The sequence below is a fragment of the Collinsella aerofaciens genome (assembly GCF_027679495.1).
GTDB lineage: Bacteria > Actinomycetota > Coriobacteriia > Coriobacteriales > Coriobacteriaceae > Collinsella > Collinsella aerofaciens_AK.
In genome coordinates, this window is sequence record NZ_JAQEKC010000001.1 from 69,689 (window position 1) to 89,612 (window position 19,924).

The 19,924-nt window shown below is 62.9% G+C and carries 23 protein-coding genes and 1 tRNA gene; 21 read left to right on the forward strand and 3 right to left on the reverse strand.

Annotation, left to right across the window (positions count from 1 at the left end; genetic code table 11):
• The first annotated feature begins 186 nt into the window (after positions 1–186).
• From PGW49_RS00370 to hisE, 13 genes are all read left to right on the forward strand, one after another.
• Positions 187–657 carry a PTS sugar transporter subunit IIB gene (locus PGW49_RS00370; protein ID WP_117564885.1) on the forward strand — a complete coding sequence of 157 codons (471 nt, stop codon included), beginning with the start codon at positions 187–189 and terminating at the stop codon, positions 655–657.
• 8 nt (positions 658–665) lie between these two features.
• A complete protein-coding gene (locus PGW49_RS00375) occupies positions 666–1,457 on the forward strand; it encodes a PTS mannose/fructose/sorbose/N-acetylgalactosamine transporter subunit IIC (protein ID WP_138113421.1) in 792 nt (263 codons plus the stop codon).
• A complete protein-coding gene (locus tag PGW49_RS00380) occupies positions 1,447–2,283 on the forward strand; it encodes a PTS system mannose/fructose/sorbose family transporter subunit IID (protein WP_117629983.1) in 837 nt (278 codons plus the stop codon). Before PGW49_RS00375 ends, PGW49_RS00380 begins: the two co-directional genes overlap by 11 nt.
• Before the next feature lie 83 nt (positions 2,284–2,366).
• The gene (locus PGW49_RS00385; RefSeq protein WP_138113419.1) at positions 2,367–3,203 is read left to right on the forward strand and encodes a sugar phosphate isomerase/epimerase family protein; all 837 of its coding nucleotides are present in this window, start codon (positions 2,367–2,369) and stop codon (positions 3,201–3,203) included.
• A gap of 170 nt (positions 3,204–3,373) precedes the next feature.
• On the forward strand, positions 3,374–5,089 hold the full coding sequence (hisG, locus tag PGW49_RS00390) for an ATP phosphoribosyltransferase (protein WP_138113417.1): 1,716 nt from the start codon (positions 3,374–3,376) through the stop codon (positions 5,087–5,089).
• Positions 5,090–5,195: 106 nt separating this feature from the next.
• Positions 5,196–6,632, forward strand: a complete 1,437-nt coding sequence (hisD, locus tag PGW49_RS00395; protein WP_138113415.1) for a histidinol dehydrogenase — start codon at positions 5,196–5,198, stop codon at positions 6,630–6,632.
• A 1-nt stretch (position 6,633) separates the two neighbouring features.
• Positions 6,634–7,749 carry a histidinol-phosphate transaminase gene (gene hisC, locus PGW49_RS00400; RefSeq protein ID WP_270224937.1) on the forward strand — a complete coding sequence of 372 codons (1,116 nt, stop codon included), beginning with the start codon at positions 6,634–6,636 and terminating at the stop codon, positions 7,747–7,749.
• Positions 7,750–8,337 (forward strand): imidazoleglycerol-phosphate dehydratase HisB, encoded by a 588-nt coding sequence (hisB, locus tag PGW49_RS00405; RefSeq protein WP_117769952.1) that lies wholly within the window; start codon positions 7,750–7,752, stop codon positions 8,335–8,337.
• 80 nt (positions 8,338–8,417) lie between these two features.
• A complete protein-coding gene (locus PGW49_RS00410; protein ID WP_138113411.1) occupies positions 8,418–9,119 on the forward strand; it encodes an imidazole glycerol phosphate synthase subunit HisH in 702 nt (233 codons plus the stop codon).
• Positions 9,116–9,859 (forward strand): 1-(5-phosphoribosyl)-5-[(5-phosphoribosylamino)methylideneamino]imidazole-4-carboxamide isomerase, encoded by a 744-nt coding sequence (locus PGW49_RS00415; protein WP_138113409.1) that lies wholly within the window; start codon positions 9,116–9,118, stop codon positions 9,857–9,859. The genes PGW49_RS00410 and PGW49_RS00415 overlap by 4 nt, the downstream gene beginning before the upstream one ends.
• Positions 9,860–9,862: 3 nt before the next feature.
• Positions 9,863–10,645 carry an imidazole glycerol phosphate synthase subunit HisF gene (gene hisF / locus PGW49_RS00420; protein ID WP_270224940.1) on the forward strand — a complete coding sequence of 261 codons (783 nt, stop codon included), beginning with the start codon at positions 9,863–9,865 and terminating at the stop codon, positions 10,643–10,645.
• A complete protein-coding gene (gene hisI / locus PGW49_RS00425) occupies positions 10,646–10,975 on the forward strand; it encodes a phosphoribosyl-AMP cyclohydrolase (protein WP_138113407.1) in 330 nt (109 codons plus the stop codon). It abuts the gene before it with no gap.
• Positions 10,976–11,021: 46 nt separating this feature from the next.
• Complete coding sequence (hisE, locus tag PGW49_RS00430; protein ID WP_006235893.1) at positions 11,022–11,339, forward strand: phosphoribosyl-ATP diphosphatase; 318 nt, start codon at positions 11,022–11,024, stop codon at positions 11,337–11,339.
• 2 nt (positions 11,340–11,341) lie between these two features.
• Here hisE and PGW49_RS00435 read toward each other — a convergent pair whose 3' ends face one another.
• Positions 11,342–12,253 carry a PHP domain-containing protein gene (locus PGW49_RS00435; protein ID WP_270224944.1) on the reverse strand — a complete coding sequence of 304 codons (912 nt, stop codon included), beginning with the start codon at positions 12,251–12,253 and terminating at the stop codon, positions 11,342–11,344.
• Between the two features lie 292 nt (positions 12,254–12,545).
• Here PGW49_RS00435 and larC2 point away from each other — a divergent pair, with 292 nt between their 5' ends.
• The 6 genes from larC2 to PGW49_RS00465 all read left to right on the forward strand — a co-directional run bounded on the left by larC2 (position 12,546) and on the right by PGW49_RS00465 (position 17,957).
• On the forward strand, positions 12,546–13,031 hold the full coding sequence (larC2, locus tag PGW49_RS00440; RefSeq protein WP_138113403.1) for a nickel pincer cofactor biosynthesis protein LarC2: 486 nt from the start codon (positions 12,546–12,548) through the stop codon (positions 13,029–13,031).
• Between the two features lie 55 nt (positions 13,032–13,086).
• The gene (gene yfcE, locus PGW49_RS00445; RefSeq protein WP_138113401.1) at positions 13,087–13,635 is read left to right on the forward strand and encodes a phosphodiesterase; all 549 of its coding nucleotides are present in this window, start codon (positions 13,087–13,089) and stop codon (positions 13,633–13,635) included.
• Positions 13,636–13,637: 2 nt separating this feature from the next.
• Positions 13,638–14,498 (forward strand): nucleoside triphosphate pyrophosphohydrolase, encoded by an 861-nt coding sequence (gene mazG / locus PGW49_RS00450; RefSeq protein ID WP_138113399.1) that lies wholly within the window; start codon positions 13,638–13,640, stop codon positions 14,496–14,498.
• A 189-nt stretch (positions 14,499–14,687) separates the two neighbouring features.
• Entirely contained in the window at positions 14,688–15,977 is a 1,290-nt protein-coding gene (gene eno, locus PGW49_RS00455; protein WP_138113397.1) for a phosphopyruvate hydratase, read from the forward strand.
• A 196-nt stretch (positions 15,978–16,173) separates the two neighbouring features.
• The gene (locus PGW49_RS00460) at positions 16,174–16,935 is read left to right on the forward strand and encodes an FtsB family cell division protein (protein ID WP_270224945.1); all 762 of its coding nucleotides are present in this window, start codon (positions 16,174–16,176) and stop codon (positions 16,933–16,935) included.
• Between the two features lie 20 nt (positions 16,936–16,955).
• A complete protein-coding gene (locus PGW49_RS00465; protein ID WP_270224946.1) occupies positions 16,956–17,957 on the forward strand; it encodes a Ppx/GppA phosphatase family protein in 1,002 nt (333 codons plus the stop codon).
• Between the two features lie 346 nt (positions 17,958–18,303).
• On the opposite strand, the gene PGW49_RS00470 is transcribed toward PGW49_RS00465, so the two are convergent.
• Positions 18,304–18,388, reverse strand: a tRNA-Leu gene (locus PGW49_RS00470).
• A 31-nt stretch (positions 18,389–18,419) separates the two neighbouring features.
• Positions 18,420–19,043, reverse strand: a complete 624-nt coding sequence (locus tag PGW49_RS00475; protein ID WP_270224947.1) for a hypothetical protein — start codon at positions 19,041–19,043, stop codon at positions 18,420–18,422.
• Positions 19,044–19,206: 163 nt separating this feature from the next.
• Between PGW49_RS00475 and PGW49_RS00480 the strand changes: the two genes are divergently transcribed.
• Together PGW49_RS00480 and PGW49_RS00485 are read left to right on the forward strand one after the other, a co-directional pair.
• Positions 19,207–19,494 carry a PTS sugar transporter subunit IIB gene (locus PGW49_RS00480; RefSeq protein ID WP_006235903.1) on the forward strand — a complete coding sequence of 96 codons (288 nt, stop codon included), beginning with the start codon at positions 19,207–19,209 and terminating at the stop codon, positions 19,492–19,494.
• An 11-nt stretch (positions 19,495–19,505) separates the two neighbouring features.
• Complete coding sequence (locus PGW49_RS00485) at positions 19,506–19,880, forward strand: VOC family protein (RefSeq protein ID WP_118450408.1); 375 nt, start codon at positions 19,506–19,508, stop codon at positions 19,878–19,880.
• The last annotated feature ends 44 nt before the right edge of the window (positions 19,881–19,924 follow it).

The following is a 19,924-nucleotide window of genomic DNA, read 5'->3' on the forward strand; positions in this document are numbered from 1 at the left end:
TAACACGCACCTCGTGACCAACATGAACCTGCCGCTCCTTATTCAGCTGCTGTTCGTGCCCGAATCCACCCCGATCGATGAGGCCATTCGCCAGATCGTCGAGGCGGACGACACCAAGGTCAAGTACGTCAACGACCTGCTGGGGCAGGCCGAACTCGATGAGTTTTAACCACTAGGGAGCACATCATGATTCAGATGATTCGCGTGGACTATCGACTGCTTCACGGCCAGGTTGCCGTTAGCTGGACCTCGGCTCTGGGTGCCGACTGCATCTTGTTGGTGAGCGACACGGTCCTCAATGACAAGCTTCGTCTGCAGGCCCTGTCCCTTGCAAAGCCGGAGGGCTGCAAGGTCGTTGTCAAAAACACCGAGGATGCCGTCAAGGCGCTCCAGAGCGGAGTGACCGACAAGTACAAGCTCTTCGTGGTTTGCGAGACGATCCAGCAGGCCGGTGCCGTCGCCAAGGCGATGGGAGTCAAGAAGATCAACCTCGGCAACGTTGCCTTTAGCGAGAATGCCCGCCAGGTCTCGACGAGCGTGTTCCTTACGCCCGAAAACGAGGCATACGTCAAAGAGCTGCTCGGCGAGGGCTATGAACTGTTCATTCAGATGATTCCGGCAGATGCGAAGACTGACGCCGCGAAGGTTATCGGTTAGGGGCTGTCATGGTTATCAAGACAATCCTGATTTTCCTGATTGCCCTTTTGGGCTATTCCGAGTGGCTGACGGGCACGAGCTACCTCCAGCGCCCGATCGTGCTCGGACCTCTGGTTGGCCTTGTCATGGGCGACATGGTGACCGGTACGATCATGGGCGCCACGATGGAGCTTGCCATGGTCGGCGCCATCTCGGTCGGCGCCTATAACCCGCCCGATACGATTTCCGGCACTATCCTGGGCGTATCTCTTGCCATGCAGGCCGGCGCGGACGCTTCGGCGGCCCTGACCCTGGGCATTCCCATCGCAACGATCGTCCTGGCGCTCGATACTGCCCTGGGCCAGCCGGTGATGCTGCTGCTGGTGCACCGTATCGACAAAAACGTCGAGGACGGAGACACCAAGGCCATCACGCGCAACATGCTCATCGCCGGCTACGCGCAGAGCTGGTGCGGCCTGCTGATTATTCCCCTGGCATTCTTCTTTGGCGCCGATGCTGTTGCCAGCCTGCTCAACATCATCCCCGATTTCGTTCAGACCGGTATGGATGTCGCCGCCGCCTTCTTGCCCGCACTCGGTTTTGCAATGTTGGCTCAGATGATTATGAACAAGACGGTGGCGCCGTTCTTCTTCGCTGGCTTCTTCCTCGTCGCCTACTTTGGCATTAGCACGACGGGCGTGGCGATCTTTGCCGCGATCATCGTCGTCGCGATGACGGTTTTGGGTGACAAGAAAAAGGCGGAGCAGCCCGCAGTGGCAACCGATGATCCTGCGATTGGGAGTGGGTTCGATGAGTTTTAAGTTTGAGTCTTCTTACGACGGGCTGATTTCCCGCGCAGACCTTAAGAAGCTGTTCTGGCGCTCGATTCCCTATGAGCATTCCTGGAACTACGAGCGTATGGGCCATATCGGCTTTATGTGGGCCCTTATGCCGATCCTTCGCAAGCTGTATCCGCAGGATGCGGACTTTAAGGCCGCCCTCAAGCGCCATATGGAGCTCTATAACGTCACGCCGTACATCTCGACGCTCCCCATGTCCATCGCCGCTGCAATGGAGGAGGTCAACGCTACTGACGATAGCTTTGACACGAGCGCGATCTCTAATGTCAAGCTTGCTTTGATGGGGCCGCTGTCCGGCGTGGGCGATGCCTTCTACTGGGGCACGCTGCGAATTTTGGCAACGGGTGTCGGCACGTCGCTGGCGCTACAGGGCTCTATTCTTGGCCCGATTTTGTTCCTGCTCGTGTTCAATGTCCCTCACTACATCATCCGTTACCTGCTGACGTTTGTGGGGTATCGCTTTGGCTCGGACATGATCAGCAAGGTCCAGGAATCGGGCATTATGGACACGATCGTCAAGATGGCCTCTATCATGGGCGCCATGGTGATCGGCGCTATGACCATGGAGATGGTCACCGTGGACATTCCGCTCATGGTCGGTGCGGGCGATGGTGCTCAGACGCTGGCCGAGCTGCTCAACGGAATCTTCCCGGGCTTTGTCACGATGGGGCTGTTTGGAATCGTCTATCTCATGCTCAAAAAGAAGATGAATCCGCTGGTCATCATGCTCGTGATCCTGCTCGTGAGTATCGCTGGCGCGTTCTTTGGAGTGCTTGGTGTCCAGTAGAGTATCCGTCATAATGAGAACAATGTAAGAGGGGGCGTCGCGCACACTGTGCTGCGGCGCCCTTTTGCCGAAAGGTGGACAAGATGGAGTATCCGCAGCTTGCCGTTATGAATATCAGCCATCGCTACTTTGATCTTGAGGAGTTCTTTTCTTCGGCGTCGGCTTCGGGCTACACGTGTTGCGAGCTTTGGACCGGGGCGATGCATCTGTATGTCGATTGCCATGGATACGATTCGCTCGAGCGGGTACGGGAGCTGTCGCAGCGGTATGGGGTTCGGATTGTGGGACTTTGTCCCGAACAGAACAACCCCAAGCCGTGGAATATCGCGGCGCGCGGGAATGAGGCGCGTGCCCGCACGCTCGCGTACTTTAAGAACGTTGTAGATATCGCGGCGGAACTTGGAGCCGAGCAGGTCATGGTCTCGAGCGGCTGGGCATTTTTGAACGAGCCGATCGGGGACGCGTGGGGTCGCAGCGCCTCGATGCTGCGTGCGATTGCCGAGCATGCGGGAGAGTGCGGTGTGCGACTGGTGCTCGAGGCCCTACAGCCGGTTGAGTCGATGATCGTGAACTCGGCGGCCGATACGAAGCGCATGATCGAGGCAGTTGATCATCCGGCACTTAAGGCGTGTCTGGATTTGGGCGCTATGGCGGTGGCAGGGGATACCATCGACGATTATTTCGATCTGCTTGGCGATGATGTCGCCCACGTGCATTTTGTCGATGTTGCGGCAGATGGCACGACGCATCTTGCCTGGGGTGACGGCGACCGCGATATGCGCGCCGACCTGGATAGGCTGGTGGCGCGCGGCTATCGCGGAGTTGTTTCGGCCGAGACCTATGACTGGCGCTATTTTGCCGACCCCGCAGCTGCCGATGCGCAGGTAATGGCAGAGTATCGTCGTGCGATTGGCGTCTAGGTGGGGTTGGGTTGCGACAATCCGCTCCTATGTTTCCAAATGAATACGGTGTGAGCCGAGGAGGACGATTCTCCCCGCAAACACTCTAGTATGCTAAAGTACCCAGAAAACCGGCGGAGCTATGCCGGTCTTCTGTTCCATACGAAACACAGCATGAGGAGGCTCACCAGATGACGGCCACACCGTGGGGATTCCGGGACATATTGCCCGAGGAGGCTCAGGCGCGCGAGGAGATTGCGCTGACGGTGAAGGGCTGCTTTAGGGAGCATAATTATCTGCCGGTTGAGACGCCGCTGCTCGAGGACAAGGGCTCGCTCGAGGAGGGCGGCCGTATCGCGGACACGCCGTTTAAGCTTTTTGACGATGACGGCCGCTTGTTGGTGGTTCGTCCCGACAATACGTTGCCGATCGTGCGTTTGGTCTCGACCCGCATGCGCGCGGCCGACTTGCCGCTGCGCCTGCGCTATGAGGCGCCGGTGGTTCGCGAATGCCAGCGCAATGCCGGCGGTTCGCGTCAATTTACCCAGCTGGGTTTTGAGCTCATCGGCGCGGGCGATACCGCGGGCGATGTCGAGATCGTCTCGCTGGTGGCCGAGGCCGTTCGCAAGTTGGCGCTGCCCGATGCGCGCATTATCGCAGGTAGCGTGCGCCCGTTTAAGGAGCTGCTCGCGGCGTGCGAGGATCGCGAGCTGGCTGCCGAGGCTCTGCGCTGCGTGCACGCCAACGACTTTGTGGGCCTCGATGCCCGCGTGGCGGCAAGCGCCGAGACCGATGCCGTTAAGGCCGCCGTCAGCGAACTGCCGCGCTTGCATGGTGGTGCCGAGGTGCTCGACCGCGTGGACGCGCTGCTGGAGGCCGCCGGTATCGCCGCGCCGCTGACGCGCGAACTCCGTGCCCTGGTCGAGGGCCTGGCTCCCGAGGACGCTCAGGTACTGTCCTTCGACTTTTCCATTATGAATTCTTTCGATTACTACACGGGCCTGGTCTTTAAGGCCTATGCCGGTGGCCTGCCCGATCCGGTGGGCTCGGGCGGTCGCTACGACTCTATCTTTACCGGCGCGTTCGGCGACGGCATCGAGGTGCCGGCGGCGGGCTTCGCCTTTTCGCTCGAGCGTCTGGAGGCCGCGTGCACCTCTGCCGAGGACGCCGCCTCCGATGGTGACCACGCCGTGGGCCGCGGCGCCGAAGGCCCGCTACGCATCGCCGTGCCCAAGGGCTCGCTTAAGGCCGACACGCTCGACGTGCTCGAGGCCGCGGGCCTGGATGTCTCTGAGCTGCGCGACCCCGGCCGTCACCTGATTGTGCGCGGTCGCGACACGCGTGCCGGCGAGGGCACGGTCGGCGATATCGAGTTTGTCATCGTGCGTCCCAGCGATGCGCCCGCCTTTGTGGGCTGCGGCGGCGCCGACTGCGGCATCTGCGGTTGGGACTCGCTTATCGAGGCCGACCTCAACCTGCTGCAGCTGGTCGATCTGGGCTACGGCCTGTGCACGTTTATCGAGGCGGAGCCTGCATGGCGCGCCGGCCAGGCCGAGCGCAACTACGCCCGCCGCGGGTCGCTTCGTGTGGCCACCAAGTACCCGCGCATCGCGAGTGCCTGGTATGCCGAGCGCGGCGTGAATGCCGATATCGTCTCGCTGCACGGTAACATCGAGCTGGGCCCCATCGTCGGCATGACCGATCGCATCGTGGACGTTACCGCCACGGGTGCCACGCTACGCGACAACGACCTGGTTATTACTGGTCGCATTATGGACTGCACGGCCCGCTTCTTTGTCAACCCGGGTGCCGCTCGCCTGGATCCGCGCGTGCGCAACCTGGCAGATCGCCTGGCCGCGGCCGTGAAGGACAAGCATTTTGAGCCCGTCGCGGGCTCGGCACAATAGCGCGAGCACGCACGGGCGTCCCAACGTCTGGGCTGCGGGCCGATTGGCGCCGCCGCCCGGTCTCTCGTTTTTTCAAACGCAACCTCGACCGATAGGGGATACCGATATGAAGACCATCAAGCTTGCTCCCGGTGAGCGCCTCGTTACCAACCAGCTCAACCGCAAGGGCGTGCTGCCGCAAAACATCGTCGACGCCGCCCGCGATATCGTGGCCAACGTGCGCGCCAACGGCGATGCCGCAGTGCGCGATTACTGTCAGCGCTTTGACGGTGTTGAGCTGCAGAGCTTCCGCCTGCCGCAGGAGCAGATCGATGCCGCGCTCGAAGACCTCGACCCCGCGTTTGTCGCGGCGCTCGAGAAGGCCGCGCGCCAGATTCGCGAGTTCCACCAGCGCGAGGTCGAGCAGAGCTGGTTTACCACGCGCGCAGATGGCACGATGCTCGGCGTTAAGGTGACCCCGCTCGCGGCGGCCGGCATCTACGTGCCGGGCGGTCGCGCGCAATATCCCTCCACGGTGCTCATGAATGCCATTCCCGCCAAGGTTGCCGGCGTCAAGCGCGTGGTCATGGTGACTCCTCCGCAAAAAGATGGCCTGATCAGCCCCTATACGCTCGCGGCTGCCAAGCTCGGCGGCGTGGACGAGATCTATATGGTGGGCGGCGCTCAGGCCGTGGCCGCGCTGGCGTACGGCACCGAGACCATTCCGCGCGTCGACAAGATCACCGGCCCGGGCAACGCCTTTGTCGCCGCGGCCAAGCAGATTGTCTCGGGCGACGTGGGAATCGATATGGTCGCTGGCCCTTCCGAGGTCTGCGTACTTGCCGATGCCACGGCCAAGCCCATGGTGGTCGCGGCCGACCTGATGGCCCAGGCCGAGCACGATCCGCTGGCAGCCTGCTATCTGGTGACCTGCGACGAGCAGTTTGCGCGCGAGGTCGAGGCTGGTATCGACATTCTGGTAGCGCAGTCCCCGCGTGCCGAGATCACACGCGCCTCGCTCGATAACGAAGGCACCATCGTGGTGGCCGCCGACATGGCTGCCGCCGTCGAGGCCGTGAACACCGTGGCGCCCGAGCACCTTGAGCTGCACTGCAAGGACGCGATGGGCCTGCTCGGCGGCATTCGCAACGCCGGCGCCATCTTTGTGGGCGCCTGGAGCTCCGAGCCGCTCGGCGATTATGTTGCCGGCCCCAACCACACGCTGCCGACCGGCGGCACGGCCATGTTCTCCAACCCGCTTTCGGTCGAAGAGTTCGTTAAGCGCTCGAGCGTCATTTGCTATACGCCCGAGGGCCTGCTCTCCGACGCTCCCGCCACACAGCGTCTGGCCGAGGCCGAGGGCCTGTGGGCGCACGCGCTATCCGCCGCCCTGCGTCGCCGTGTGCTGGAGCAGGGCGAGGATGCCGTGAGTGCCGAGTCTCTGGCCGCGGCCGACCTGACCAAGGTCGCTTGGCCGGGTGACGCCGTGGCGACGGTTGCCGAGGGCGTTGACCTGGCGGCTGCGGGCGCGGATGGCGTTGGCGCGACCGGCGAGGAGGCCTAACATGGCCGAACTCACGCCGCGCATGAAGGAGCTCGTCCAGCCCTACCTGGCCGGCATTGAGCCCTATGATCCCAACTTTACGCCCACGCGCATCAACCTTTCGGCCAACGAGAACACCTATCCCGTGCCGGCCGGCGTGCGCGAGGCGATTGATGCAGCCCTGGCTGCCACGCCGCTCAACCGTTATCCCGACCCCATGTCCAACGACCTGCGCGATGAGCTTGCTGCTTGGCATGGCGTGACGCGCGAGAATATCTGCGTGGGCAACGGCGGTGACGAGCTGCTCTATAACTACTTGCTGGCGTTTGGCGGCGCGGGGCGGACCCTGCTCAACTGCCCGCCGTGCTTTAGCGAGTATGCGTTCTTTGCGTCTCTGTGCCAGACCGAGGTGCGCGACGTGTGGCGCGACCCGGCGACCTTTGAGCTCGACCAGGCGGCGGTGCTTGCGGCGGCTCCCGAGTGCAATCTGGCGATCGTGACCTCGCCCAACAATCCCACGGGTGACGTGGCGCCGCTCGACTTTGTTGCGGCTCTGTGCGATGCCTGCCCCGGCATGGTGATGGTCGACGAGGCCTACGTGGAGTTTGCCGACGATTCGTTTGGCGCGGCCACCACGGCGCAGGGGCTTATCGCCGAGCATCCCAACCTGGTGATTCTGCATACGCTGTCCAAGGCGTTTGGCGCCGCCGGCACGCGTCTGGGCTATGTGATCGCGGCGCCCGAGGTCATCGATGTGTTTGCGGCGATTCGGCAGATCTACTCGGTTAACGTGCTAAGCCAGGCCGCCGCGCTTGCCTGCGTACGTGCCCGCGATGCGTACGCACCCGTGGTGGCACAGGTTGCATCTGAGCGCGAGCGCGAGCTGTGCGCCCTACGCGCAATGGCTGCCGAGGGTCTGCCCGTGGAGGCGTGGCCGAGCGCGGCGAACTTTGTGCTCGTGCGCACGCCGCATGCCACGCGCGTGCGCGAGCGTCTGCGCGACGAGTATTCGATTTTGGTGCGCGACTTTAGCTACGCGCCGGGGCTCGCGGACTGCCTGCGCATTACCGTGGGCACCCCGCAGGAAAACGACGAGGTGCTGGCAGCGTTTGCCGCGCTGGTGAAGGAGGAGATGTAGATGGACCGCTATGCCGAGGTAACCCGCAAGACGGGCGAGACCGACATTGTCGTAAAGCTCGACCTGGACGGATCTGGCGTGTGCGATATCTCGACCGGCGTGCCGTTTTTCGACCACATGCTCAACGCTTTTGGCCGCCATGGTCTGTTCGATCTGACGGTGCACGCGGTGGGCGACGTCGAGGTCGATGCGCATCACACCGTCGAGGACACGGGTATTGTGCTGGGCGAGGCGTTTCGCCAGGCGCTGGGCGACAAGGTGGGCATTACGCGCTTTGCCGACGCGGCGATCGCCATGGACGAGACGCTTGTGATGGCTGCCGTTGATATTTCGGGCCGTGGGCAGGCCTACTGCGAGCTGCCCGTACCGACTGAGCGTGTGGGCAGCTTCGATACCGAGCTGGCCGTCGAGTTCTTCTACGCCTTTGCGCGCGACGCCAAGCTCACTCTGCACGTGCGCGAACTGGCGGGCGGCAACTCGCATCACATTATCGAGGCCGCCTTTAAGGCCGTGGGCCGCACGATGCGCCAAGCCTGTGAGCTGGACCCTCGCGTGCAGGGCATCCCCAGCACCAAGGGTTCACTGTAACCGCCACAAGGGTAAAAACCACCACGAAGGTGCCTGTCCCCTTTGTGGTGGTTTTGGATGATGGGAAAAGGGAGGGTCGCGTGGGCGAACCGAAGATCGTGGTGGTCGACTACCACAAGGGCAACTTGTCGAGCGTCGTGCGCGGGCTTGCGCGCGCCGGTGCCGCCGCCTGCACATCGGACGACCCGGAGCAGATTCGCAACGCCGACGGCCTGGTCATCCCGGGCGTGGGCGCGTTCTATGACGCGATCGCCTTTATGCGCCAGAGCGGCGAGGAGGCGGCCGTGCTCGACGCCGTTGCCGCTGGAACTCCGCTGCTCGGCATCTGCCTGGGCCTTCAATTATTTTTTGAGCGCGGCAACGAGGGCGTGCCTGCGGACGAGGGCGCAGTTGCCGACGGCAACACCCCCGAGCAGGCCGGTGGCCCCTGGGTCGATGGCCTGGGTATTATGCGCGGTTCGTGCGCGCGTCTGGAGTCGAGCCGCCTGAAGGTGCCGCACGTGGGGTGGGACCAGGTGCACATGACGCCTGCCGGTGCGGCCGATCCGCTGCTCGCCGGTTTTGCCGAGGGCGCCAATATGTACTTCACCCACAGCTATGCGGTGGCCGACGATGCCGATGCCGCCGATGTTCTGGCACGCACGCACTACACGCGGAGCTTCCCGTGCATCGTGCGCCACGGCAACGTGTGGGGCTGCCAGTTCCATCCCGAGAAATCCTCTGCGCTGGGTCAGCGCATTCTTAAGAACTTCGTGAGCATCGTCGAGGGGGCCGGCCGATGATTCTGTTTCCCGCAATCGATTTGATCGGCGGCAAGGTCGTGCGCCTGGAGCGCGGCGACCGGAGCCGCTGCAAGGTATATTCCGACGACCCCGTGGCCGTTGCCGGCTCCTTTGCCGAGCAGGGTGCGAGCTGGGTGCACGTCGTCGACCTGTCCGCTGCCTTTGGCGAGGACGAGGACGCGTGCGCTGCCAACTCGGCAGCGATTAAGGCCATCTGCAGCGTCGACGGTCTGTCCGTGGACGTGGGCGGCGGCGTCCGCTCGCTCGCGCGGATCGACGAGCTGGCCGGCTACGGCGCGCGTCGCATCGCACTCGGCACGGTGCTCGTGACCGAGCCGGGATTTGCCGAGGTGGTGGCTCGCGGCTTTAGCGAGCTGTTGGTGGCAGACATCGCCGCGCGCGACGGTCAGGTCAAGGTGAACGGCTGGCGTGACGGCGCGGGCGTGGCACTCGACGACGCCGTGGCGCAGCTCACCGAGCTGGGCTTTAAACACTTGGTCTATACCGATATCGCGCGCGATGGCATGCAGACGGGCATCGACGTGGCGGCATATCGCCATGTGGCCGAGGTCGCGGGCTTTCCCGTTGTGGCTTCGGGCGGTATCTCGACACTCGACGATATCCGCGCGCTTGCCGCGGTGGGCGAGGATGCCATCGAGGGCGCCATTACCGGTCGTGCGCTCTACGAGGGCAACTTTACGCTGGCCCAGGCGCTGGCCGCCGCCCGAGGGGAGGAGTAGCCCATGCTTACCAAACGCGTAATTCCCTGTCTGGATGTTAAGGACGGCTGCGTGGTCAAGGGCGTCAACTTTGTGAGCTTGCGCGATGCGGGCGACCCGGTGGAGCTAGCGCGTGCCTACGATCGCGAGGGTGCGGACGAGGTCGTCTTCCTGGATATTACCGCCACGAGTGACAACCGCGCGACGACTATCGAGATGGCGGCGCATGCGGCCGAGGAGCTGGCTATTCCCTATACCGTGGGCGGCGGCTTTCGCGATCTTGCGGGCATGCGCACCATGGTTGCCGCCGGTGCCGACAAGGTGTCGCTCAACTCGGCGGCCGTGCGCGACCCGTCGCTGATTAGCCAGGCTGCCGCGGCGTTTGGCAGCCAGGCCGTGGTCGTGGCGATCGATGCCAAGCGCGTGGGGCTGCCCGGGGAGCCGGGCGCCGATAAGTGGGAGGTCTTTACGGCGGGCGGCCGCAACGCTACGGGTATCGACGCGGTGGCGTGGGCCGAGGAAGCGGCTCGTCGCGGCGCCGGCGAGATCCTGCTGACCAGCATGGATCGCGACGGCACCAAGGCCGGCTTTGACCTGGCACTCACCCGTGCCGTGGCGCGCGCGGTGCCAATCCCCGTCATCGCGAGTGGTGGCGTGGGCACGCTCGAGCATTTTGCCGAGGGTGTGATCGAGGGCGAAGCCGACGCCGTGCTGGCGGCGAGCGTCTTTCACTTTGGAACCTTCAGCATTCGCCAGGTGAAGGAGTATATGGCCAGTCAAGGCATCCCCGTGAGATTGGATTTTTAAATGGAGCAAGTGACAACTGCGTCCGAGCTCAAATACGACGCCTGCGGGCTGATTCCTTGTGTGGTTCAGCAGTATGACACCAGCGAGGTGCTTATGGTTGCTTGGATGAACGAGGAGTCGGTGGGGCTGACGCTCAAGACCGGTACCACATGGTTTTGGAGCCGCAGCCGCCAGGAGCTCTGGAACAAGGGCGCGACGAGCGGCAACATGCAAGAGGTCAAGGAGCTCTGGGCCGACTGCGATAGCGATACGCTGCTGGTCAAGGTCGACTCGCCGGGTCCGGCCTGCCATACCGGCAACCGTACCTGCTTCTTTAAGAAACTCGCGTAGGGCGGGCGCTCGGCTAAGCGCTTGGCCAACCAGAAAGGATTGAACCATGGGTGTGCGCACCGCGAATGTTCAGGATGGAAATATCGGCGAGACGCTGACGGGGCTGGCCGAGGTGATTCATGGTCGTCGCGACGCGTCGCCGCAGGAGAGCTATACCGCTCGTCTGCTGACCGACGTCGAGGATGAACTGCTCAAGAAGCTTGCCGAGGAGGCGAGCGAGGTCATCATGGCCTGTAAGGATAACGACCACGATCACATTCGCTACGAGGCCGGCGACCTGGTCTACCACCTGCTCGTGACGCTCGAGCGCTACGGTATCACCCTTGACGAACTGGCCGGTGAGCTCAACGCTCGCCGCCACTAGTCTTAGGCGAGGGGTATGGATTCCCATTCTCCGGTGGGGTGGGGGATGTCGAAGGTTCGATAACCACAGTCGTAGGCGTGGGCCTGAGCCTCGCGGATGTTCCAGCAAATATCACAGGCGCGGTGCGCGTCCGAGCCAAAAGTAATCGGCACCTCGGCATGGGCAAAGCGACGCAACAGCCCGGTCGCGGGGTAGTAATCGTCGAGCCCCTTGCGCGGCGCAGCCGTCGAGACCTCAACGCGGCGACCCGTATCGTGGGCGCATTCGGCCATCTGCTCCCAAAACGGCGCCGGGTCAAAATCGGGCGCAAAGCCCTCCTTCGAAAAGCGCATGACCAGGTCGGGATGGGCCATCACGTCAAAGTTGAGTGAGCTTTCGCAAGCGCGGCACCAGTCGTCGACGTAGCGCTCCCACACGCCGCGTACCCCCAGGTTTTCCCAAACGTGCAGGTTGGTGTCGTCGTCGATCCAACCGCAAAGGGAATCGGGTGTATCGGGGCGAGCGACGTTTTCCGTTCCCGCCGTACCCGCGGCACCGGCCATGATATCGCCGGGGTCGCCAATCCAGTGCACGCTGCCCAAGCGCACTATGGCACCCGCGGACCAGCGCTCAACCAAAGGCTCGCAGCCCTCGTACCAATCGCATTCAAAGCCATAGATAAGCTCGAGCTCCGGCGCAATCTGCGCGGCGAGTTTGCGGGCGTCCTCAAAGGCCAGACGATGTGCCGGCAAGTCGCCCTCGACGACCTGCACCTCGCAGTTGGCGTCCGTGCTGGCGGGCAGGGTGAGGTGGTCGGTCGAGACCATAACGCGGCAGCCGGCGGCGGCAGCAGCGCGAACGTTGTCCTCAAACGAGGCATGGCCGTCCGAAAACGAAGTATGGGTGTGGCAATCGACCAGCGGGCAGGCGGGCATGGCGACTCCTTTGCATTCGGCGAATCTGCTCCATTGTAATGGTGCAGCTCTCAACACACCGCGCACGCCGGAGCTCGAAATCGATCGGAAAGGCTGCGCGGCGCGGCCTCGCTTGCTCTCAAAACATGTACGTCAGCCTCCAAAACCGACATAAAATGACATGTTTGGAGGCTGATGTACATGTTTGGATAGGGGCGAGGGCGGCGACGGACGAAAGTCACGCCTGTGCCACGTCCGATGTGCTAGCGTTTGGGTGAATAAAACGAGCCCGTGCGGAAAGGATCCGGACCGTATGCAACGTGGAAGTACATCTCCGCTGTCCCGCGAGACCGATGCGCCCGAGACCATCGTCAAGCTAGAGTGCGACATCGACGACGCGTCGCCCGAGGTGCTCGCCTTCGCCGCCGACCGCCTGCGCGAGGCCGGTGCGCGCGAGGTACATTGGCTGCCCCTCTATTGCAAGAAAGGTCGCCCCGGCTGGCAGCTGCAGGTAATCTGCACCCACGAGGATATCGAGCGCCTGCAGACGATTATCTTTTTGGAGACCACGACCAACGGCATCCGCCGCCAGGTTATGGAGCGCGTTTGCCTACCACGCCGCTTTGAGCAAGTGACGACGCCTTGGGGCGAGGTGGCCGTCAAAGTAGCCACCCTGCCCGACGGCAGTGAGCGTGCGGCGCCCGAGTACGAGGACTGCGCCCGTCTTGCCCGCGAGCATAACGTGCCGCTCCAGCGCGTGATGCAGGCGGCACAAGCCTCGGCACTGCGATTTGAGTAACGCGGTCGGCGACATCTCGCGCCCAGCCCCATCAACCCCTCCCGAAAGGACCACCATGAAATACCTCATCGCCTCCGACATCCACGGCTCGGCATACTGGACCGAGCGCCTCTGCGCCGCCATCGAGTCCGAGCAACCCGACCGCATCGTTCTGCTGGGCGACCTGCTCTACCACGGCCCGCGCAACGACCTTCCGCGCGACTACGCCCCCAAGCGTGTGATTCCGCTGCTCAACGCCCTGGCCGACCGCATCATCGCGGTGCGCGGCAACTGCGACGCCGAGGTCGACCAGATGGTGCTCGACTTCCCCGTCATGGCGGACTACGCCACGCTGTTCGACGAGACCGGTCGTGAACTGTTCCTGACGCACGGCCACGTCTTTGGCGCCGGCATGCACAACAGCGTCGACCACGCGCCCGCGCTGCCCGAGGGCTCCGCGCTCGTCTACGGCCACACGCACATCAAGGTTAACGAGGAAAGCGCCGCGCACCCGGGCCTGTGGCTCTTCAACCCCGGCAGCGTGAGCATCCCCAAGGACGGCTCGCACAGCTACGGCATCTACGAGGGTGGTGCGTTCCATCACGTGATCATGGAGGAGGACTAACCATGGCGCAGCATATGGCTCAGCAAAATGCCGAGGGTTCGCGCGACCTGTCCACGCTGGTCGACGCGTCGGCCGAGCTGCAGCATCTGGTGCAGACCATCTGGCGCCTGCGTCAGCCCGACGGCTGCCCGTGGGACCGCGAGCAGACGCATCAGAGCATCGGCAAGAACATGATCGAGGAAGCCTACGAGGCGCTCGATTGCATCGAGGCGGACGACGCAGCGCATCTGCGTGAGGAGTTGGGCGACGTGCTCATGCAGGTAGTGCTGCATGCGCAGATTGCGGCGGACGCCGGTGAGTTTACGCTGGCCGATGTGGCACGCGATATCGACGCCAAGCTCATCCGCCGCCACCCGCACGTGTTTGGCGATGCGGACGCCGATAACCCCGACGAGGTGCTCAAGATCTGGGACGAGGTCAAGCTTGCCGAGAAGGCCGCCAAGGACAAGGCCGTGGCGGCGGGCGAGGCTGCGCCCGAGGGCCTGCTCGACGGTGTGCCCACGCATCTGCCGGCGCTGATGCAGGCCCAGAAGGTGTCGCGCAAGGCAGCGGCCGTGGGCTTTGAGTGGGAGACGGTCCAGGACGTGTGGGACGAGGTCGCCGAGGAGCGTGCCGAGTTTGAGGCCGAGGCTCCCGGCTCGCCCGAGCGCGAGATGGAGTTTGGCGACCTGCTCTTTGCCCTGGTCAACGTTGCGCGCAAGGAGGGAATCGACGCCGAGAGTGCCCTTCGTGCCAGCACGGCAAAGTTCCGCCGCCGTTGGGCCGCGATGGAGCAGATGGCGGCCAACGCTCATGTAGATCTGGCTGAGCTTTCGACCCACGGCCTCAACGACCTCTGGGATGCCGCAAAGGCGGAGGAGTAAGACTGCGGGAACGACGGGCTGACATGCCTCATCGTTCCCGCTAAATTTTTCGAAAAACAATTGTATCCCTCGGCTAACTTATGGCATAATGCAAAAAGTGCGACATGGCTAACTTACGGAGGCGCACCGATGGTGCACGGTCGGCCAGTCGCTTGCATCAACTACGTTTCCAAGTGAGAGGGAGACAACATGAGCGATATTTTGGATGTCTACGGTCGCGAGGTGCTCGACAGCCGCGGCAATCCCACCGTCGAGGTCGAGGTCGTGCTCGAGGACGGCAGCTTTGGCCGCGCAATGGTGCCTTCGGGTGCTTCGACCGGCGCCTTTGAGGCCTGCGAGCTGCGCGACGGCGACAAGGGTCGCTACCTGGGCAAGGGCGTTTCGCAGGCCGTCGAGCACGTCAACAACGAGTGCACTAACGCCGTCGTGGGTCTCGACGCCTTCGACCAGCGCGCCGTCGATGCCGCGCTGATTGCCGCGGACGGTACCCCCAACAAGACCAAGCTCGGTGCCAACGCCATCCTGGGCGTGTCGCTGGCCGTCGCCCGCGCCGCTGCCGAGTCGGCGGGCCTGTCGCTGTACCAGTACCTGGGCGGCGTCAACGCCCATCTGCTGCCCACGCCCATGATGAACATTCTCAACGGCGGCGTGCATGCCGACAATAACGTTGACTTCCAGGAGTTCATGATCATGCCGGTGGGCGCCCCGAGTTTTGCCGAGGGCCTGCGTTGGTGCGCCGAGGTCTACCACACCCTCAAGGGCGTGCTGCACGAGGCCGGCCTGGGCGGCGGCGTGGGCGACGAGGGCGGCTTTGCCCCCAACCTTAAGACCAATGCCGAGCCGTTCGAGTACATCACCAAGGCCGTCGAGAAGGCTGGCTTTAAGCCCGGCGTCGACTTCATGTACGCCATGGACCCGGCGTCCACCGAGTTCTACAACGCCGAGACCGGCATGTACGAGCTCAAGGGCGAGGGCGTGGAGTACACGAGCGCCCAGATGGTCGATTACTGGGAGAAGCTCGTCGACACCTATCCCATCATCTCCATCGAGGACGGCATGGCCGAGGAGGACTGGGACGGCTGGGTCGAGCTTACCCGCCGCATTGGCAACAAGGTGCAGCTGGTGGGCGACGACCTGTTCGTCACCAACACCGAGCGCCTCAAGAAGGGCATCGAGCTTGGTGCCGCCAACGCGATCCTGGTCAAGGTCAACCAGATCGGTACGCTCACCGAGTCGCTCGAGGCCATCGAGACCGCCAAGGAGGCCGGCTACGCCTGCATCGTGAGTCACCGCTCCGGCGAGACCGAGGACTCCACGATCGCCGACCTGGTCGTGGGCGTCAACGCCGGCCAGATCAAGTCGGGCGCCCCGTGCCGCAGCGATCGCATCGCCAAGTACAACCAGCTCATCCGCATCGAGGACGAGCTCGAGGGCAGTGCGCGCTACGCCGGCAAGGCCGCGTTCTACAACATTCGCTAGGCACGCGGAGCTCGCGGGGGCGGGGAAGACTCGGATTCGCCTTGCTTCAGCCGGGCGCTGTTGAGCACCATTGGGCGCTGGGCCATATGACTCAGCGCCTTTTTTATGTCGAGCAAAGGCTGGCGAAGGCGGTGCGGGCGCTCGTGCTATAACTAGAATACTTAGCGCAAACAAACCTCAACCGCACAAGGCGCACATGGATCAGATTTACGACAACAGGTACTATTCCGCCGGTTCGCGTGAGCCGTCGCCTCGCCGTGCGCGCACGGTGCAGCTCGGTGGGTCCGCCTACGCCGGCGCCGACCGCTCCATGCAGCGCCCGACAAGTACCTCGCGCCCCAATGCTCAAGTGAATACTTCGACAGATGGACCGGTGCGCCCGGCACGTTCGTCGCATGCGTCGCGTCCCTCGGCCCAGACGCACGACGGGTCGAGCAGGCCCTCGAGCCGTCTTTCGGGCTCGGACTTTATGCGCTACGCCAACGACAATGCGGTGGTCAAGGCGATCTATGACTTTACGCATGGCTCTCTGCGCCCGCTGTTTATCGGTATCGTGGTGGTGCTGGCGCTTGTGAGCCTGTATTTCCCCGTGCGCGATCTGTACGTGGCAAAACGCTCGAGCGACATCTTGGCCAAGCAGGTTGAGATTCGCCAGCAATACAATGATGGGCTGCAAAAAAGCGTCGACAAGCTGCTCTCGGAGGAGGGTATCAAGGATGCGGCATCCGAGGACCTGGGCTTGGTGATGCCCGGCGAGAAGAGGATTGAAGTGCAGGGCCTGGACGGCGATTCGAATGCCTCGTCGAGCCAGAAGTCGTCGAACGCCAAGAAGGCCAGCGAAGTTGCCAAAGAGATCGAAGAGGTCGGCAAGGACGCACCGTGGTACATCCAGACGCTCGACATGCTGTTTGGATTTAACGGCGTCGAGGGCCAGACGGTCGTGTCCAACGGCGAGTAGCGCCCGGAGGGGAGCCTGCAATGACGAATTGCAAACGATATAAGGTGGCGGCGATTGACCTGGGAACGGTGTCGTCGCGACTGGTGCTGGCCCAGGTCGAGGGCGGGGCGATCGTGGAATCGTCCAAGCATACCGAGATTACCGATTTGGGCGAGGGCGTGGATGCGACGGGGCGCTTTTGCGAGGCGGCTGTCGAGCGTGTACTCGCTGCGTGTCGGATGTTTGTGGACGAGGCCCGTGCCTTTGGGGCCGCGTGCATCTGCACCACCTGCACGAGCGCTGCGCGCGATGCGTCCAATGCCGCGCTGCTGCTGGACGGCCTGCGCGATCTGGGGCTTGAGCCGCAGGTGATTCCGGGCGAGGTCGAGGCGCGCCTGACGTTTTTTGGCGTAGCACACGACTTTGCCGGCGAGCGCATCATTGTTGCCGATTCGGGCGGCGGATCCACGGAGCTCGCGACGGGTGTCTATGCACCGGAGCGCGGCGTCTTTGCGCTGGAGGGAACGCGCTCACTGGATATCGGTTGCCGTCGCGTGACTGAGCGGTTTTTCTCGGCACTGCCGCCGTCAACGGATGAGCTTGCGGCTGCTGCCGGCTGGGCAAACGAGCAGTTTGCGGGCTACTTTGAGAGTCTGCCTGTCGACTTTGAGCGCGCCGAGCGCCTGGTCGCGGTGGGTGGTACCGTCACTACGCTCGTGGCACTCGTTCACGAACTGGAGCCGTACGACTCGAACTTTGTGCACCTGCGCGAGCTTTCGATGGAGCAGATTTCGGCCGCCATCGATCGTATGTCTACGCTGGATGTGGAGGGTATCGCTGCGCTGCCAGGCGTGCAGCCCAAGCGCGCGGGCGTGATCCTGGCAGGTGCCGTGGTGATTCGCGAGCTCATGCGAGCCGGCGGCTACAAGACGCTCACCGTAAGCGAGAACAGTCTACTCGCTGGCATGGCCGCCACCATCAACGAGGTTCTCGACGGCGTGACTCCCACCATCGCCTGGACCCCGAGCCTGAGTGCTCTTTAACCGTCTTCCTCTGAGTTGCGGTGAAATAGTTCCTAAATAAGCTGGTAAACGGTATAAAGCAGTCCATATTCCACCGCAACTTAGAGCCCCGCCGGCGTGTAAAAGAAACGAGCCCGCATCCCTTGGGGACACAGGCTCGAAAGCTCCATATGGTAGGGGCGGTGGGACGTCTGCGTATTTGCTGCGCAAATACGCACCGGCTTCGGCCGCCTGTCGGCGCCCTCGCCGGCTCGCTGCGGACGCTGCGCGTCCGCTTGACGCTCGCCCCCTCGCGGGTTCGAGTCCCACCGGCATCTAAAAGAAACGAGCCCGCATCCCTGGGGGACGCGGGCTCGTAAACAATACGTGGTAGGGGCGGTGGGACTCGAACCCACAATCCTTGCGGCGAGAGATTTTAAGTCTCCTGCGTATGCCAATTCCGCCACGCCCCCGTGAGACTAGAAGTCTAGCACAAGCCGTCCGTTACGCGTTGACGGCCATCGAGTGTTGCCCCGACTTCTCCAGGAACTCCTGGAACTTGGCTTCGTCGCCCTTGTTCTTGTACTGCAGGGCCAGCAGGTATTCCAGGCGGCAGCTCTTGACCTTATCGTCGCCGGCCTCCTCGAGCATGCGCTCCAGCTCGGGAATATCGTTGTGGCGCTTCAAGATCATCGTGTCGTACATCAGCTGACACTCGTGTGCAACCGCTTCGGCTTGACCGCCCTCAAAGCCCTTGATCTCGTGCAACAGCTCCTTGGACTTTTTGCGGTCCTCCTGGCCAACGTAGTAGTTAAAGGCCTTAATTACCAGGTCGACACGCTGCATCTTGGGGAGGTTGAGTCCCAGCAGCAGGTCGAACATCTCGCTGGCGCGCTCGTGGTCCTCGCGCAGCAGATAGGAGTTCAGGCGCAGGTAGTCGCGGTTATAGCGCGGGTACAGCATGCTGGTGAGTTTGGCGTCGAGCAAACGATCGAACTCGTCCCACTGCTTGGCAGCCATAAGCTGCTGCAAGCGCTTGAACGTGGTGCGTTTTTTGACGCTAAAGAACACCGACACGGCGATGCAGATGATAACGACGGCGGTCCAGAGGGTGCGGGAATCGGGCATATTAGGGTCCTTAGTCGCTTGTAAAACAAGCGGTATGACAACACGTACTAGATGTATTATACGCAGCGCGCAAGCAAACTGGCATAAAAGTGCATCGAGGCCGAGCGCCATCGCTCGCTGCGGTACACTTACCTAAAGTAAACCATGAAGGGAGACATTACCTATGAAGAAGATCGTTTTGGCTTGCGGTGCTGGCGCTGCTACTTCCACGCTCGTTGCCCAGAAGGTCGCCACCTTGCTCGACGCCAACGGTTACGCCGACAAGTACGAGATCGTGCAGTGCGCCATCTCCGAGGCCAAGGACTACTGCGACGAGGGCGCCGACCTGCTGATCGCCACCACCGTTGCCCCCGAAGGCCTCACCTGCCCGTACGTGAGCGGCGTGCCCTTCATGACCGGCATGAACCGCGTCGCTGCCGAGAAGGCCGTTCTCGACGTCATGGCTCAGTAGGCACTGCCTGTATGAGTGAGCAGAACGCCAACCCGGTCGAGCTCTTTGGCATGCGCGTTGCCCATGTGGGCATTAACGCCGCCGACCCGGCAGACGCCCTGGAGATCGCGGAGCTGTTCTCGACGATGATGGGCCTGCCCGTCATCGAGACCCCGGTTTCGTACTTTAACGATTCGCTGGTCGAGATCATGAAGCAGAATGGTCGTGGCACCAAGGGCCACATCGGCTTTGCCGTCAACGACATCGATGCGGCCGAGAAGTGGTTTGCCGAGCGCGGGCTCGAGGTCAACGAGGAGTCGCGCGCGCTGCTGCCCGACGGTAGCACCAAGCTCGTGTACTTTAAGCGCGAGTTCGCCGGCTTCGCCGTGCATCTGTGCCGCGAGTAATGCACAAACTGCTATAGCTAGCAAAAAGGGATAGGACGCGTGGC

What these genes read in the sequence shown, in the direction of transcription:
- PGW49_RS00370 (WP_117564885.1), top strand. Translation starts at nt 187, where the DNA reads ATGATTCAGATGATTCGCGTGGACTATCGACTGCTTCACGGCCAGGTT.
- PGW49_RS00375 (WP_138113421.1), top strand. Translation starts at nt 666, where the DNA reads ATGGTTATCAAGACAATCCTGATTTTCCTGATTGCCCTTTTGGGCTAT.
- PGW49_RS00380 (WP_117629983.1), top strand. Translation starts at nt 1,447, where the DNA reads ATGAGTTTTAAGTTTGAGTCTTCTTACGACGGGCTGATTTCCCGCGCA.
- PGW49_RS00385 (WP_138113419.1), top strand. Translation starts at nt 2,367, where the DNA reads ATGGAGTATCCGCAGCTTGCCGTTATGAATATCAGCCATCGCTACTTT.
- hisG (WP_138113417.1), top strand. Translation starts at nt 3,374, where the DNA reads ATGACGGCCACACCGTGGGGATTCCGGGACATATTGCCCGAGGAGGCT.
- hisD (WP_138113415.1), top strand. Translation starts at nt 5,196, where the DNA reads ATGAAGACCATCAAGCTTGCTCCCGGTGAGCGCCTCGTTACCAACCAG.
- hisC (WP_270224937.1), top strand. Translation starts at nt 6,634, where the DNA reads ATGGCCGAACTCACGCCGCGCATGAAGGAGCTCGTCCAGCCCTACCTG.
- hisB (WP_117769952.1), top strand. Translation starts at nt 7,750, where the DNA reads ATGGACCGCTATGCCGAGGTAACCCGCAAGACGGGCGAGACCGACATT.
- PGW49_RS00415 (WP_138113409.1), top strand. Translation starts at nt 9,116, where the DNA reads ATGATTCTGTTTCCCGCAATCGATTTGATCGGCGGCAAGGTCGTGCGC.
- hisF (WP_270224940.1), top strand. Translation starts at nt 9,863, where the DNA reads ATGCTTACCAAACGCGTAATTCCCTGTCTGGATGTTAAGGACGGCTGC.
- hisI (WP_138113407.1), top strand. Translation starts at nt 10,646, where the DNA reads ATGGAGCAAGTGACAACTGCGTCCGAGCTCAAATACGACGCCTGCGGG.
- hisE (WP_006235893.1), top strand. Translation starts at nt 11,022, where the DNA reads ATGGGTGTGCGCACCGCGAATGTTCAGGATGGAAATATCGGCGAGACG.
- PGW49_RS00435 (WP_270224944.1), bottom strand. Translation starts at nt 12,253, where the DNA reads ATGCCCGCCTGCCCGCTGGTCGATTGCCACACCCATACTTCGTTTTCG.
- larC2 (WP_138113403.1), top strand. Translation starts at nt 12,546, where the DNA reads ATGCAACGTGGAAGTACATCTCCGCTGTCCCGCGAGACCGATGCGCCC.
- yfcE (WP_138113401.1), top strand. Translation starts at nt 13,087, where the DNA reads ATGAAATACCTCATCGCCTCCGACATCCACGGCTCGGCATACTGGACC.
- mazG (WP_138113399.1), top strand. Translation starts at nt 13,638, where the DNA reads ATGGCGCAGCATATGGCTCAGCAAAATGCCGAGGGTTCGCGCGACCTG.
- eno (WP_138113397.1), top strand. Translation starts at nt 14,688, where the DNA reads ATGAGCGATATTTTGGATGTCTACGGTCGCGAGGTGCTCGACAGCCGC.
- PGW49_RS00460 (WP_270224945.1), top strand. Translation starts at nt 16,174, where the DNA reads ATGGATCAGATTTACGACAACAGGTACTATTCCGCCGGTTCGCGTGAG.
- PGW49_RS00465 (WP_270224946.1), top strand. Translation starts at nt 16,956, where the DNA reads ATGACGAATTGCAAACGATATAAGGTGGCGGCGATTGACCTGGGAACG.
- PGW49_RS00475 (WP_270224947.1), bottom strand. Translation starts at nt 19,043, where the DNA reads ATGCCCGATTCCCGCACCCTCTGGACCGCCGTCGTTATCATCTGCATC.
- PGW49_RS00480 (WP_006235903.1), top strand. Translation starts at nt 19,207, where the DNA reads ATGAAGAAGATCGTTTTGGCTTGCGGTGCTGGCGCTGCTACTTCCACG.
- PGW49_RS00485 (WP_118450408.1), top strand. Translation starts at nt 19,506, where the DNA reads ATGAGTGAGCAGAACGCCAACCCGGTCGAGCTCTTTGGCATGCGCGTT.